The following is a 14,718-nucleotide window of genomic DNA, read 5'->3' as shown; positions in this document are numbered from 1 at the left end:
ATCAGAGAAATTAGACTTCAAATAACACCTTGAAGAGTATTGGAAAAAGCATGAGCCACGGATTTGCTAAATTGTCGCAAAAAGATTGCCATACTGCGCGAATGGCACGTGATAGTCGTTTTGATGGCCGATTTTATGTCGCGGTCAAGACCACCGGTATTTTTTGTCGACCGATTTGTCCGGCTAACTTGCCAAAAGAACAAAACGTAGAGTATTTCTATGACAAAGCACAAGCTCTTCAAGCGGGTTATCGACCTTGCTTGCGTTGTCGCCCTGATAGCGCGCCAAACTCGTGGGCGTGGAAAGGTGTCGAAGTGACGTTTCAACGCGCAGTACGTATGATTGAGCAAGGGGAATTACAGGCCAGTACTCTTGAGCAGCTTTGCTTGCGTTTAGGTATTTCGGATCGCTATCTACGCAAACTGTTTGCCCATTATTTAGGGATGTCACCCAAGCAATACGCGCTTTACTATCAATTGATGTTTGCCAAACAGTTGCTCCACAATAGCCAGCTGTCGATCACGGATATTGCATTGGCGAGCGGTTTTAACAGTCTACGCCGCTTTAATGATGCGTTTAAGAAAGTGATGAAGCTTTCTCCATCGCAGGTGCGTAAAAACACGCCTGATGATGTCCAAACCAACTTTGTCGATTTAGCATACCGTGGGGCACTTGACTGGCAACATATGCTGGATTTTTATCGTCTGCGGGCTATTCGCGGGCTAGAAACAGTCAGTGAAACGCACTACCAGCGCTATGTAGAGCTTAACGGTCAACAAGCTTGGTTTTCTATTGGTCACGCTAAGCCGGGCATAATGCGGGTGGAATTTCAGCTCGATGATATCTCCCAGCTTAGAGAGTTAGTTAATCGGCTGCGGCGCATGTTCGATTTAGACACAGATGTTGCGGTGATAGAACAACATTTGCGCAGTCTGGAGCCGAGTCTGGTTAAGCGATCTGGTATTCGTATTCCCGGTGTTTGGAATACGTGGGAAGCGGGAGTACGCGCGATCCTAGGACAGCAAGTGTCAATCAAAGCGGCAATTGGTCAACTCAACTTATTAGTCGAAACATTACAACCTGATCACGTCAGCCATTTTCCTACACCGCTTGAAGTGGCGAATGGTGATTTATCCTTTTTGCGAATGCCTCAGAGTCGCAAGCAGACCTTAGCCCGTTTTGCCGATTTCGTTGTCACACAACCTGATGCGGATCCGAGCGATTGGCTGGCGCTGAAGGGAATCGGCCCGTGGACAGTTAATTACGCAAAATTACGCGGGGTGAGTGAGCCAAACTGTTTCTTAGAGGGCGATTTAGTCGTGAAAAAAACGCTGCAACAGTTTTCCCATCTTTCTTCGTTATCTGTCGCACCTTGGGGCAGCTACGCAACATTTCATTGCTGGAGTCACGCATGACCTATTACACGTATTATACATCGCCACTGGGTAAAGTGACCCTTCAAGCGAATGCTCAAGGACTGTTAGGGGTTTGGTTTGAAACTCAGACGACACAACCTGATTGCTTAGGAGAGTACAGTGAGGATCATCCTATTCTTAATCAAGCAATTAAACAGCTGCAAGAGTACTTTACAGGACAACGTCGGCACTTTACTCTATCGATAGCGGCTGTAGGAACGCCTTTCCAGCAACAAGTTTGGCAAGCGTTAACCACGATTCCTTATGGTCAGACTTGGAGTTACCAAGATATTGCTGATGCAATTGGTAACCCTAAAGCGGTGCGAGCGGTAGGGTTAGCCAATGGTAAAAATCCTGTTTCAATCATCGTCCCTTGCCACCGAGTGATTGGTAAAAACGGTAAATTAACCGGATACGCTGGAGGCGTAGAGCGAAAAGCGCAGTTACTCGCTCTTGAAAAAACGGAGTAATCGAATGGTAAAACCGCGTTTGATCGCAATGATAGCTTTTTGCAGTGTTGTGATCGCTGTTAGTGGCTGCTCAGAAGAAGAAACCAAGCGCCTGTTTAACCGTGAGACGTATTCTTTTGTCGGCGTCTATGACAATCTCTACAATGACGATCGTCTAGAGTTTAGCAATGCTCAGGTTACCATCATCAAAGCACAAGGGCTTGATATCAGTAAGCCTTTTGAGGTGAATGACAACTTTTTAACTATCCAAATGCGCAACAGTTCTAAAGAGAAACGTGAAGATATCGTGATGCGTATTCATGGCGATAATGAACTACTGACTTGCAGTGTGTGCGCCAAATATCAGCTTGCCAGCACTTGGCAAAAGCGCGATTTCACGCCTTCGCCATAGCTTTTTCTAAGTCATCAGTTTTTAAGTTATCGTTTTTGTTTAAGTAAATAGAGCGCCGTTCAACATCAGATGCACGGCAATGCTGACTGCGTACCCGATAGCGATCACTGGCGTCCATTTTAAGTGACCAAAGAAGGTATATTTTCCGTGCGCCGCCCCCATTAAAGCAACACCCGCAGCAGAGCCAATAGACAGCAAACTTCCCCCGACACCTGCGGTTAAAGTCACTAGTAGCCAGTTACCCATATCCATTGAGGGATCCATGGTTAACACCGCAAACATCACCGGGATGTTGTCGACAATCGCAGACAAGATCCCGACCATCACATTGGCCCAGATGGGATCCCACTGTGTATACATCACCTCAGAAATAAGCCCGAGGTAGCCAAGCAAGCTTAATCCGCCGACGCACATGACGACGCCGTAGAAAAACAGCAACGTATCCCACTCGGCATGAGAGACTCGTCTAAATACATCAAATGGCACGACTGAACCCAAGCGTTTTAGAGCGAAGTCATCTCGGTTCTCAATCGCTTTAGCGGCTTTTTTATGTAATGACGTTTTGAGTGTTTTACGCAAAAAATAACCGAAGAACTGTAAGTAAGCCAAGCCCATCATCATCCCCATGACCGGAGGGAAATGCACCACTGCGTGGAAAGCGACCGCAGTGGCAATGGTAAGAATGAACAAGCCGACAATACGTCTGGCACCGCGTTTGAGCTCGACATGCTGGTGGACAACGTCAGGTTTGGTGTTGGGGATAAACACCGACATGATCATTGCAGGAACTAAATAGTTGAATACCGATGGTATAAATAACGGCATAAACTCGGAAAAAGAGACGTGACCCGCTTGCCATACCATTAGCGTGGTAATGTCACCAAAGGGACTGAAGGCGCCTCCTGCATTGGCTGCAATGACAATATTAATACAAGCAAGATTGATAAACTTCGTATTATCCCCCGCTACTTTCATCACTACGGCGCACATTAATAGGGCCGTCGTAAGGTTGTCGGCAATCGGGGAAATAAAGAAGGCTAAGATGCCTGTTAGCCAAAATAAGCTTTTGAAGTTAAAACCTTTGCCAACCATCCACGCTTGCAATGCATCAAACAAACGTCGCTCTTCCATCGCGTTGATATAAGTCATTGCCACCAGTAAAAACAGCAGTAACTCTGCGTATTCGAGCAAGTTATGCTCGAGCGCAATTTGGGCGATTTCAATTTGGTCATGTTGTGAATAAACATAACCAATCATTGCCCAGATTAAACCTGCGGCCAGTAGCACTGGTTTGGATTTTTTCAGTTGTAAGTACTCTTCGAGCATCACTAAGCTATAAGCGATAGCAAAGATGATTAACGCAGCATAACCTGTGGTTGATTGCGTCAGAGGCAAGACTTGGCTAGTAGAGGACGCCGCGAGAGTTGAAAATGGCAATAATAGTAAAAGGGCAACAAAAAGGGGCCACTGCAGTTTCATACTTTCACTCCTTTGAAAGTGAATTGTTATTATGCTGTGACTATTTTAGAGCTGAAACCGTATGTTATGTGTGAGTTAGGTTGGATCTGTTTGAAATTCAGGCAATTAATTAATGGCGGAGTGCGTTAAATGTGCAGTTGGCAACAATATTCACGGCGATAGCTTTGACCGTGCGAGGGGATTTTTACGCCAATCAGGCGCTTCACCGCTGGTGTAAACCGTTAAACAAAGTTGAGAATGATGGCGGGTGATGGCAACCCCCACCACTCCCTCTAAACGTAGCCATTGATCTTGCCTTTTTGCTTGTAGTTTGGCCAATTGTGATAGCGTCATAAAACGAGAGAGCCCAACGTGAAGCTGGGCGTAAAATGTATATTAGAAGTTAACGGTTGATGTGTTGCTACACAGGCTGCTGCTGGCTTCACATACTTGATAGGTGTAACTGCCAGCCCCCTTGTTATTGGTACTATCGGTGTAGCTATTTCCACTGATGCCCGTTGCAATCTCAACCCCATCGATCTTGACATCAAATGCACTGGCCTCGCTTCCTATCCATGACAAATCAATATTGTGTAAGCCTTTCACTTTATAGCCTGAAGTCGTGAGCGCGAATTCATTACTTGGCGGTGGTGGCGCCGCTTGCGCATCAATGCTCACCGCAAAGCGTGACAATACTGGCCCAATCGGAGAACCAATGGTGTAATTCGATGAACCTGCGAATAATAGCGCGACCGGATTGTTGCCATTTTGAGTGACGATGAGTGAGCCAGAGTCGCCGCCAGCACTAAATGTCCCAGGGGTGATCACCACTTGGCCAACAAAAGTCGCGAGTTTCGTGCAGCTGATCGTGCCTTCATAGCAGACGTTGACGGTGGCATTGATCGCATTGACGCTACCTTGGGTAAAGCCAGTCGTGCGACCATACTTTTTAACCGCTAAGTCAGGTGATGCGGAAACAACGCTTTGAGAAGGCGTTCCATAACCATCAGAAGGCGTTGACGTTGAGAGTGAACCGGCATCGCTCAGTGCTAAAGCGGCGTCCATAATATTGGCCGAGCCATCAAACAAAATGGGTTCATAGTCGACGAGTGTGGCGTAGGTATCGCCATTTTCAACCCCACCATCATAAGGGCCTGGCTGTAGAATGTTCTCAGGCACAGTGGTGTCGTTGGAGTTGGCAAACACGTGATTGTTACTCAGTGCATACACATAGGTGCCATCGGTGACTCTCGCACCTATGGTGCCAGCGGTAATTGCTGGATGTCCAGTTGACACTCCGATAGGGACGGGACGTGGAAACCTTGCGCTAGGGTCAATGCTCGGTTCTGGTTCAGCAAAGCACTCGGCAGGGCGTTGTTCTGGCGGGCCACCACAAGTGGGTGGGGCAAACGCATAAAACGCGCCGCTATACACCGCTTTGACGGTAACACCATCTAAAGATTGCGGCATACCTTTTGTCGTCGGTGAAGTGCTAAACACCACAATGATCCCTTGACCACTGTTATCAACAGCTAGGCCATGGCCGGCAACGTCTTCGGTCTGCAACAGTGTTTGGCTATATTTCTGCTGCGCTGCGGCCGCGACAGATAAGCCAGGAGGAATATCAAAATTTGGAGCGGCTAAAGACACCACTGACCAAAGCGCACCGCTTAGCAGTACAACAAGTAACCTAAACCTACGATTGAACCACATAATCAAATCCCAATAATTGCTATTGATGAATTTGTTAATTATGGTCGTTGTTGGTTACATTTGCGTAGTGACTGAAAGGAAAAAATCGGTGTGGATAAGCAAAGCCATTGAGTAGAAACAACAAACCCGAGAAAGTCTTTCTCGGGTTTGGCTTAAGCTAGTGAAATTTAGGCTTCAGAACGTTTCAAATGAACTTCTTCTTCTTTAACGCCGCCATCGGATCATTAAAGCGCGCTTCATCTAGGGCACCTTCCGACTTGGCAACAATGACAGTGACTGCGCTGTCGCCAGTAATGTTGACTGCGGTACGAATCATATCCAATAGACGGTCAACACCCATGATAAGAGCAATACCTTCCAGTGGTAGACCCACTTGGTTGAGTACCATGGCAAGCATGACCAAACCCACACCTGGAACGCCTGCTGTACCAATAGAAGCGAGGGTTGCAGTCATGATCACCATTAGGTAATCGCCCATGGTCAAATCAATGTTAAACGCCTGTGCGATAAATGCGGTTGCGACACCTTGCATGATCGCAGTACCGTCCATATTGACTGTCGCACCTAATGGAACAGTGAATGAAGCGACACGGTTTTCAACACCCATGCGGTTCTTCGCCGTTTCCATCGTAACTGGAATCGTCGCGTTAGAAGAGGCGGTTGAAAATGCGAACATCACTGCATCTTCCATCTTTTTCAAGAAGGTGATTGGGCTTAAACCAGTAAAGCCTTTTAGCATTAGGCTGTAGGTCACCAAACCGTGTAGTACCAGTGTTCCCGCCAGCACCAAGAAGTATTCTGCCAGATTGACGATTGCACCCAAGCCGAGGCCAGTAAACAGTTTTGCCATTAAGAAGAACACACCGTAAGGTGCTAGGTGCATCAGAATCGCGACTAACTTCATGATCACTTCGTTCAGATCTGAGAAGAAAGAGGCAATGCGCTCGCCAGGTTTTCCTGCGGCGCTAATCGCAATACCAAACAGAACGGCGAACACAATCACTTGTAACGTTTTTCCTTCAGCCATCGCGCTGATCGGGTTAGTTGGGAACATGTCGATGATGACCTGACCCAGTGACGGTGCATTAGCCGATGAGAATGAACTTGCGGCAGTGAGGTCTGCGCCAGCACCCGGTTGGAATACGTGTCCCATCGTCAGTGCTAGTGTAATCGCAACAGCGGTCGTTGCAATGTAGAAGCCTAGCGTTTTACCGCCCATTCGGCCGAGTGTTGAGAGATCTTTCAGTGAGCTTGTACCACAAACCAGTGACACAAACACAAGAGGAACAACAAGCATTTTTAAACTTGCGACGAAAACTTTTCCGCCAACTTCGAACAATCCATTGACAATATATGCATCGACAAATCCGTTGTCTGCAAATAGGCTGCGAATCGCAAAGCCTGTCAAGATACCTGCTACCATACCGATGATGACACGGGTGGTTAGCGACTTTGGTTTCTTGGTATTCATAGTGAACACTCCTTATAGTTATGCACCTTGAGTTCAATTCAAGGCGAGCAGGAGGTTAGCAGGCGAAGTAGAAAATCAAAAAGCAAATTCATCAAGTTCGCGTTCAGATGTGACTTCCATCACGCTGTTTTTGCAGCTATTAACACTGCATTAACTATATTTGGTGGTTTTTACATCTAAATATTTTATTTTTTAACATCGTAAATGCTGGTTATTAAAACTTTTACGTTTCTTATTACATGAGAAACTAAGTGCACATAATAATGTTCGGCACAAATAAGTGCATATATAATCACTGATTATTCACTATTAAGTAACAACATCGTGCTTATAGCTGTTGTTCTATCGGCAATATACCTGAGAACCATGCGCCAATTCTTCTCCACATACTGGCATCAGGCTCCGAGTGGTAGGTGATACCGTTAGACACGTCTTGCCAGGCGACATCATTATCAATGTTCACTATTTTATACGCATTTTCTTCAAGCGCGGCGGTCAGTGAGGCGGTTGTTTGAGCAACATATTCCGGCTGTTCAATCACAGCGGCCATCTCGGTATTGAGTTGCCCTGAACGTGGATCCCAATTCATTGACCCCACAACCAGAACATGATTGTCGACCAGCACCACCTTGGCATGCAAGCTTGAGTGACTGCTGCCGGTAATACTCCATTTACTTTGAAGATCCGCTGAGGATTTTACCTCCCACAGAGTGACGCCTCCTTCGACCAACGACTGACGATATTTGCTATACCAGCCATGGACGGCAAACACATCGTTAGACGCAAGGCTATTGGTCACTATGGTCACATCAATCCCACGCTGTGCAGCGGCAATCAACGCCTTGGTGCCAGATTCGGTGGGGACAAAATATGGGGAAATAACCACAATTGAGTGATCAACCGTCTTGAGTAACTCGGCAAGGTTATCAACTAGTTGGCTTTTCTGGGTCGCGACCTTGTCCGGTGAGTCATACCAGATCTCTCCTTTTCCCCACCATAATTCAATCTCTCCTTGAGTGAGCTGTTGATAGAGAGGCAGTTGAGTAAAATCGTAACGGCCTTGAGTAAATTTTTGCTCAAGCTGGTGTTTTGCCACGGCTTGAGCAATCAATCGATCATCGGGTTGTTTGCCATCATCGACAATCCACTCGATGGGCACGGCGTAAAGACTGTTCCAATACAGGTCGAACTGATCCGCCGTTTGCTGCACGGCATCGCCATACAGTAATAGATCAAAGTCGCCAAACTCGACATTCGACTCAAAAGAAAAATACTCATTACCAATGTTTCTACCGCCAACAATACTGGCAACGCTATCAGCGGTTAACGACTTGTTGTGCATACGATGATTCAAACGTCCAAAATCACTGACCATGGCGAACAGTCGCGCGTCACGATATTGGTGAGGATTGAACAAGCGAATCTCAACATTTGGGTGAGCATTGAGCGCGGCCATATGGTGATCGTTACGCTTTTGCATATCATCAAGCAGCAATCGGACTCGGACACCGCGTTGTGCTGCTTGGTATAAACGCCAACTTAATAGGTGGCTCGTTTCATCGCTGCGGTAAATATAGTACTGCAGGTCGAGCGAGCTTTGCGCAGATTCGATTAATGCCAGTCTGGCTAAGAGGGCATCTTCACCCTGACCAAGAGGTAAGAATCCTGTCAAGCTAGCATCTGAATGGGGAAGTTGTTCAAAATAGTTCGCTAGTGCGGAACCCGATTGATAGCCAACGTGCCAAGAGACGATTTTTTGATCTTGGTTGCTTGGCGAGATCGCCGCGCAACCTGAAAGCCATACTGCATAGGCCAAAATAACAATAAAACGAGCCAATGTTGCTAACCTCAATGTGCGTTTATCGTGAGTTAATTATCTGATTATATGATGATTGGCGAGTGATACCACTAAACAACTCAATAAGTGGATTGGTTTTGTCAAAACATTCGATTATGTTAGAGACAAATACTCACAATAAGACAAGTTATGAATACCGCTTTACTGGGAATGTTTATTCCAACCTTCTTTTTTGTCTCGATTACTCCCGGCATGTGTATGACGCTCGCACTGACCTTAGGCATGAGTATCGGTTATCGCCGTGCGCTATGGATGATGGCGGGTGAGTTGGTCGGTGTCGGTTTGGTGGCTGTGGCTGCTGTGCTTGGCATTGCCGCCGTGATGCTCAATTATCCATGGCTATTTGTCGCCCTTAAGTTTATTGGCGGCGGTTACTTATTTTACCTTGGTGTACAAATGTGGCGCTCAAGGGGCAAACTGGCGATCAATCTAGAAGAGCAAACCGAAATTTCACACAGCGACTGGGATCTAGTGGTGCAGGGGTTTGTTACGGCGATCGCGAATCCGAAAGGGTGGGCATTTATGATTTCATTGTTGCCGCCTTTTATTGATCAAAGCAGTGATTTAGCGCCTCAACTGGTGGTACTTGTGTCGATCATTTTACTGTTCGAGTTTATCTGTATGACACTGTATGCGACAGGAGGTAAGGGGCTTAAGCGCCTATTAGGGCAATCGCAAAACGTTCGGCTAATGAATCGAATTGCCGGATCGTTAATGATGGGGGTCGGTGTATGGCTGTTGACCAGTTAGCAATGAAGATGTTCGACAAGATGAAAGCCAGCTTACTCGAAGTACTCGATTTCCAATCCAGAGTGTGGGTGGTCAATGTCTTTAGTGGCGAAGGTAAGGGGGAGTCCTTTGTCGTCAACGAAGACAGTTTCAGCGAACCTTTTCAGTGGATGAAACGCAAAGGGTATTCGCCAGCAATGCTTGTTCAAGTTGAAGCAATGCGATGCTCGCAAGTGAAAGAATTCGAATTGATGCACGTAAAACACCGCTTAATGCGAGTTAAATAAGGAGTTCACCATGATTAAAACAACCACTTCTGTCGTTGAAGGGCGACCGGTCCAAGATTACTTAGGTGTCGTGGTCGGTGAGGCGATTCTCGGCGCGAATATTTTTAAAGATATGTTTGGCGCCATTCGTGATGTCGTCGGCGGCCGCTCCGGTTCTTACGAGCGTGAAATGGGCCGTGCACGTGAAATTGCCTTTCAAGAGATGGAAGCGAGTGCCCGTGATCTAGGGGCTGACGGTATCGTGGGTATCGATATTGATTACGAAGTGATTGGCAGTGGCGGTAGCATGATGATGGTGAGTGTCAGTGGAACCGCAGTCAAATTCAAATAACACTGTTCGGCGATGATAAATTGCGGTCTAATGACCGCAATATAGCGAATTAGAGAGGAAGTGAGTTTGAATAAAATATGGGTTGATGCGGATGCGTGTCCCGTTGTGGTAAGGGATATTTTGTTTCGCGCTGCCGAGCGTACTGGGGTTGAAGTGGCCTTGGTTGCTAACCAATTTATCCGTACTCCAGCGTTCGCCAAAATTACCATGCTGCAAGTTGAGTCAGGATTTGATGTCGCTGACAACGAAATTGTTCGCCGTTGTCAGGCGGGCGATTTGGTCATCACAAGCGACATCCCGTTAGCTGATGAAGTGATCACCAAAGGTGGCCACGCATTGAGTTCTCGTGGAGAAATGTTTACTAAAGAGAACATCAAATCTCGCCTTAATATCCGTGATTTCATGGACACCATGCGCAGCAGCGGCATTCAAACTGGTGGCCCTGCACCACTCAATCAAGCCGATCGTCAGCAATTTGCCAACCATCTTGATAAGTGGTTAGTGCATTGGCAGCGTGCGCAAAAATAGGGCGTTGATATGGCATTGGTAAACCAACTCTCTTTGTTTATTGATGTGGTGCAGCAGGGCTCGTTTACTAAGGCGGCCGCGCTGCATGATATGGACAACTCCTCGTTATCTAAACAGATAAAAAAGCTAGAGGCGCAGTTAGGGGTTCAACTGCTTAATCGCTCGACGCGATCGTTTTCACTCACGCCTGCCGGAGAGGAAATTTTACAGCAGGCTTACAGCTTAGTCGGAACCTTGGATCAGGTTCAATCGATAGCCGATTCCTATCAAGCGGAGCCGAAAGGACGTATCCGGGTTACTGCTCCCTATCATGTAGGCCAGAATCATTTACAACCTGTGATCAGTCAGTTCATGCGCCGCTATCCTGATGTTGAAATAGAACTGCTGCTTGACGATAAGCGATCCGATATTATTTCAGACCATTTTGATGTCGCTTTCCGATTGGGTAGGTTGGATGACTCTAGCTTGATTGCCAAGAAAGTCGCCGATATTCGTGCGGTGATCTTAGCTTCCACGGCGTTCATTGAGCAGTACGGTGAACCTAAAACCCCTGAGCAGTTAATCAAGTTGCCCTCGGTGTTATATAGTAATCGTTCGCTGATAGTCGATACTGTCCATCTGAGTGAGCAACCGCACCAGCGCAACACACTACCGTATAAAATGCGCGGAAAGTACAAAGTCAACGATGTTCAGACCCTTTTATCGGCGGTACAAGATGGCTTGGGCTATGTCACCATCTCTTCTTCCAATCTCTGTTGCTCAATCGAAGAGATGCAGTTAATGCCACTGCTGACCAACCACACGTTATGCAATCGCGGCTTAGCACTTTACGCCTTATATCCGCACCGCAAACAGACCGCTTTGGTCAAAGAGTTTATCTCGGCCGTGCAGCAATACATAGGCACTCCGCCGATTTGGGAACAAAACATTCCTGGTTTCAATCACTTTTATCGAGCCCCTTAGATTCGTTGCAAACTTGCATAAATTTCATGTCAGTAAGTGCGATAGATCGCTTTCAAAATCTGCTTTCATTGCTATGGTTAAAAAACGTCCAAATAGGAATGTCCAGTAACAAGAAGGTGCCGATATGCTTGGTGAAGACCACTCACTGTTAAAAGAGTTTCCAGAATACAAACAGACCATCATCACACTGGCTAAAAGTGATGATAACTTTGATAGTTTGATGAGGGAGTACAACGATCTCGACAAAAACATTCGCAAACTCGAGATGCGTGACTCGCCCATTAGTGACCAAGAAATGCTGTTGATGAAACACAACCGAGCAGAAATGAAAGACAGGCTTCATCACTACTTGGTTGCCAAGTAGTACCTAATTTTGCTTATGATCATGCCCTCATATTATGGATAAGCATCCATCACTCGCTAGATGCTTATCTCGTCTTTTTGTTCGTGTCACTTAACGCTGTTTTTTGCTCCGTTATGTTGGCAACACAGGTTTGGTTTTTCAAGCCTTGATCCATGCGAATAGCCTATATCGCCTCAAGCCCTTCGCGCTAGTTTGAGTGGGTTGAACGATTAAACCAATCCCGACTAAAAACAAGCCTGATGCGATAATCTGACCAACGGATAACGATTCATCATACATCAGGTAGCCGCTGATAAGTGCAAACACTGGGACAAGCAATGATAAAGGTGCCGTTGTACTTAACGGGTACTTAATCAGCATGATATTCCACACCCAGTACCCGAACAAAGTGGTTGGATAGGCCTGAAAAACCACCGCTAAAGTCGTATTCCAATCCCAAAGTTCAAATGCTTGCCATATTACCTGTTCACCATGTAGAGAGGTTGCCAACACAACCAGTGGTACAGGTGCAAACAGCATCCCCCAAACATTAAAGGCAAATGCCTCACGGGTGTTAGACTTCTTGACGATCACCCCCATTAAAGTCCAACTGCAGGCGGCGATCACAATTAATACTATCCCGTTGACAGTGATATTGCCGGTAGTGGCTGAGACCAAAATTACCAATGCGGTTAGCGCGGTGGCAGCGCCAATTAATTTACTGATCGACGTTTGTTCTTTAAATAGTAATACTCCGACGGTCATACCGATAAGTACTTTGCCCGAAAGTAATACAGAGGCCATGCCAGATGATAAACCCGCAGAAATTGACCACGATGCCATTCCCCACACGCCAACACCAAACACCACGCCATAGCTTACTAGGTAACGCCAAGCGACGTTTGGTTTAGCAATCAAGAAAATAGCCGGGAATACCGCAAGGGTAAATCGAGCTGCGGTCACCAGCAGCGGGTGAACATGAGTCACACCCATTTTTATCATCGAAAAGTTAAACCCCCAAATTGCCATGACACTAATCGCTAGCAGCAAGTCCTTTCTATTCATCTTTGTTCTCCTCTGTTTCGATTGATTATCTCTTGAGCAATGCAATGGATACAGATACAATTTTTGAAACTAAAACCAGTACAATTTGATGGACAGACACGAATGAGCATCTATCAAAATCTTGCGAGTCAATTTATACAAGCGATAGAGAGCGGCAAGAGAAAAGAAGGGAGCAGAATGCCTTCACTGCGCCAGTTAGCACAGCAACAGGCAGTGAGCATGTCAACCGTTGTTAGTTGCTATCAAGAATTAGAGTCACAAGGCTGGATCCACTCTCGGCCACAAGCGGGTTATTTTGTTTCGTCGAGAAAACCAACTCATACTACGCCGCAGTGGGTCCAGTTTGACAGCCAAGTGTCTAACGTTAAGTTAAGCGCGCCAACCTATTGCGTGGCCCGCGGCCCGCTTGGGGTGTCGAGTACTTCGCTCGATGAACAGTCTATTACTGAATTAGAGCGAAGTTTTCGTCGTGCGATAAAGAGAATGAGCAATCGGCTTAGCCATTATCCTGATGTGCAGGGTGAACCGATGCTAAGGCAAGCGCTCTGTGCGCATTTTGCTAAGGTAGATCTGCATTTCTGCGCACAAGATATGGTGATTACAGCAGGGTGCATGTCGGCGATTAAAGTAGCATTAGAGTCTTGTACCAAGCCGGGCGATACGATTGCAATTAGCTCGCCATGTTTCAATGGGACTTTGCAACTGCTTGGTCAAATGTCACGCAAAATCATCGAGATCCCTTCCTTTGAAGAGGGCATCGATTTAGCCCAGTTAGAGCACCACCTTAAAGCCAAGCGCGTCGACGCGGCGATTTTTTGTACCTCACATATGAATCCACAGGGGATCAATATGTCTGCGAGTCAGAAACAAACGCTGGCTCACCTAGCGAATCAATATCGGATACCCGTCATTGAAGATGATGTTTATTTAGAGCTTTCTCACTCTTCCCACACACCATTGCCAGCCAAATATTATGATAAAGACGGCTATGTTCTGTGGTGCGGTTCGGTATCAAAAAGTCTTTCACCAAGCTATCGTTTGGGGTGGTGTTTACCAGGGCGATTTTTAGAAAACTACACAAAGCAGTTTGCGTTGCCAAGCTATGGCGTTGCCATGCCAATTCAACTTGCGGTCGCGGACTTTATTGATTCTGGTCAGTATGCAAAGCATATTAGGCGCAGAAGCCATCAACTGTTGCGCTTAAAACAGCAATATATTGATTATCTCACTACGCATTTGCCAGATACGGTTAAGATCAGTAATCCACAGGGTGGCATGGTGCTTTGGTTACAAATTTCGTGTTTGAACCGTGAAGCCTTTGCTAAAAGCATCAGTATGCTAGGTATTGATATCAGACTTGGGGAGCTGTTTAGTAGTCTAGAACTTTATACTGACTGCTTACGGATCAACTTTGGTTACCCGCTCGAAGGCCAAGCCAAGCAAGAGTTGGATAGGGTTATTGAACTCATTGAGTGCCATTCACAATACGACACTGAGTTTACTCTTTGATAATCAAACAAAGCATTTGTGTTTCATTGCATCTAGTTAACGCTTTCAATAGCGTCACGTTATCCAATGGACGATAGCTCAAAATCATTAATGCTTGGTTTTATATCACAAATTTTATCCAACAAAGTAAACTTATTGCATATTATTTGTGCCCAGTTCACGCTTGTAACATATCAAACCTATTTTT

Annotated in this window: 14 protein-coding genes and 1 pseudogene; 10 read left to right on the top strand and 5 right to left on the bottom strand. The window is 46.2% G+C overall.

Annotation, left to right across the window (positions count from 1 at the left end):
- The first annotated feature begins 50 nt into the window (after positions 1-50).
- The 3 genes from BS19_RS03150 to BS19_RS03140 are packed head-to-tail and all read left to right on the top strand — an operon-like array spanning position 51 to position 2,276.
- Positions 51-1,415, top strand: coding sequence for a DNA-3-methyladenine glycosylase 2 family protein (locus BS19_RS03150; RefSeq protein ID WP_038173269.1), 1,365 nt, complete (start codon positions 51-53; stop codon positions 1,413-1,415).
- Positions 1,412-1,885, top strand: coding sequence for a methylated-DNA--[protein]-cysteine S-methyltransferase (locus BS19_RS03145; RefSeq protein ID WP_038173268.1), 474 nt, complete (start codon positions 1,412-1,414; stop codon positions 1,883-1,885). The genes BS19_RS03150 and BS19_RS03145 overlap by 4 nt, the downstream gene beginning before the upstream one ends.
- 4 nt (positions 1,886-1,889) lie before the next feature.
- A complete protein-coding gene (locus BS19_RS03140; RefSeq protein WP_038173267.1) occupies positions 1,890-2,276 on the top strand; it encodes a hypothetical protein in 387 nt (128 codons plus the stop codon).
- 39 nt (positions 2,277-2,315) lie between these two features.
- On the opposite strand, the gene nhaD is transcribed toward BS19_RS03140, so the two are convergent.
- The 4 genes and pseudogenes from nhaD to BS19_RS03115 all read right to left on the bottom strand — a co-directional run bounded on the left by nhaD (position 2,316) and on the right by BS19_RS03115 (position 8,755).
- Positions 2,316-3,755: a sodium:proton antiporter NhaD gene (gene nhaD, locus BS19_RS03135; protein WP_038173265.1), complete on the bottom strand. Its 1,440-nt coding sequence runs from the start codon at positions 3,753-3,755 to the stop codon at positions 2,316-2,318.
- Positions 3,756-4,130: 375 nt separating this feature from the next.
- The gene (locus BS19_RS03125) at positions 4,131-5,447 is read right to left on the bottom strand and encodes a chymotrypsin family serine protease (RefSeq protein ID WP_038173263.1); all 1,317 of its coding nucleotides are present in this window, start codon (positions 5,445-5,447) and stop codon (positions 4,131-4,133) included.
- Between the two features lie 167 nt (positions 5,448-5,614).
- A pseudogene (locus BS19_RS03120) lies at positions 5,615-6,918 on the bottom strand (dicarboxylate/amino acid:cation symporter).
- Positions 6,919-7,246: 328 nt separating this feature from the next.
- Positions 7,247-8,755 (bottom strand): phospholipase D family protein, encoded by a 1,509-nt coding sequence (locus tag BS19_RS03115; protein ID WP_157631121.1) that lies wholly within the window; start codon positions 8,753-8,755, stop codon positions 7,247-7,249.
- A 150-nt stretch (positions 8,756-8,905) separates the two neighbouring features.
- On the opposite strand from BS19_RS03115, the gene BS19_RS03110 reads away from it, so the two are divergent.
- The 6 genes from BS19_RS03110 to BS19_RS03085 all read left to right on the top strand — a co-directional run bounded on the left by BS19_RS03110 (position 8,906) and on the right by BS19_RS03085 (position 11,978).
- Entirely contained in the window at positions 8,906-9,526 is a 621-nt protein-coding gene (locus BS19_RS03110) for a LysE family translocator (protein WP_038173261.1), read from the top strand.
- 2 nt (positions 9,527-9,528) lie between these two features.
- Positions 9,529-9,792 carry a hypothetical protein gene (locus BS19_RS03105; protein WP_038173572.1) on the top strand — a complete coding sequence of 88 codons (264 nt, stop codon included), beginning with the start codon at positions 9,529-9,531 and terminating at the stop codon, positions 9,790-9,792.
- Between the two features lie 10 nt (positions 9,793-9,802).
- Positions 9,803-10,123, top strand: coding sequence for a heavy metal-binding domain-containing protein (locus BS19_RS03100; protein WP_038173260.1), 321 nt, complete (start codon positions 9,803-9,805; stop codon positions 10,121-10,123).
- A gap of 66 nt (positions 10,124-10,189) precedes the next feature.
- Positions 10,190-10,651: a YaiI/YqxD family protein gene (locus tag BS19_RS03095; protein WP_038173571.1), complete on the top strand. Its 462-nt coding sequence runs from the start codon at positions 10,190-10,192 to the stop codon at positions 10,649-10,651.
- A 9-nt stretch (positions 10,652-10,660) separates the two neighbouring features.
- Complete coding sequence (locus tag BS19_RS03090; RefSeq protein WP_038173259.1) at positions 10,661-11,614, top strand: LysR family transcriptional regulator; 954 nt, start codon at positions 10,661-10,663, stop codon at positions 11,612-11,614.
- A 124-nt stretch (positions 11,615-11,738) separates the two neighbouring features.
- Positions 11,739-11,978: an HP1242/YdcH family protein gene (locus BS19_RS03085; protein ID WP_038173258.1), complete on the top strand. Its 240-nt coding sequence runs from the start codon at positions 11,739-11,741 to the stop codon at positions 11,976-11,978.
- Positions 11,979-12,116: 138 nt separating this feature from the next.
- On the opposite strand, the gene BS19_RS03080 is transcribed toward BS19_RS03085, so the two are convergent.
- Positions 12,117-13,022 (bottom strand): EamA family transporter, encoded by a 906-nt coding sequence (locus BS19_RS03080; RefSeq protein ID WP_038173257.1) that lies wholly within the window; start codon positions 13,020-13,022, stop codon positions 12,117-12,119.
- Between the two features lie 102 nt (positions 13,023-13,124).
- Here BS19_RS03080 and BS19_RS03075 point away from each other — a divergent pair, with 102 nt between their 5' ends.
- Positions 13,125-14,531, top strand: a complete 1,407-nt coding sequence (locus tag BS19_RS03075) for an aminotransferase-like domain-containing protein (protein WP_038173256.1) — start codon at positions 13,125-13,127, stop codon at positions 14,529-14,531.
- The last annotated feature ends 187 nt before the right edge of the window (positions 14,532-14,718 follow it).

Source organism: Vibrio pacinii DSM 19139 (genome assembly GCF_000711795.1).
Classification (GTDB): Bacteria; Pseudomonadota; Gammaproteobacteria; order Enterobacterales; family Vibrionaceae; genus Vibrio; species Vibrio pacinii.
Note: the sequence above shows the minus strand (reverse complement) of the source record. Positions and strands in the feature narration are given on the sequence as shown.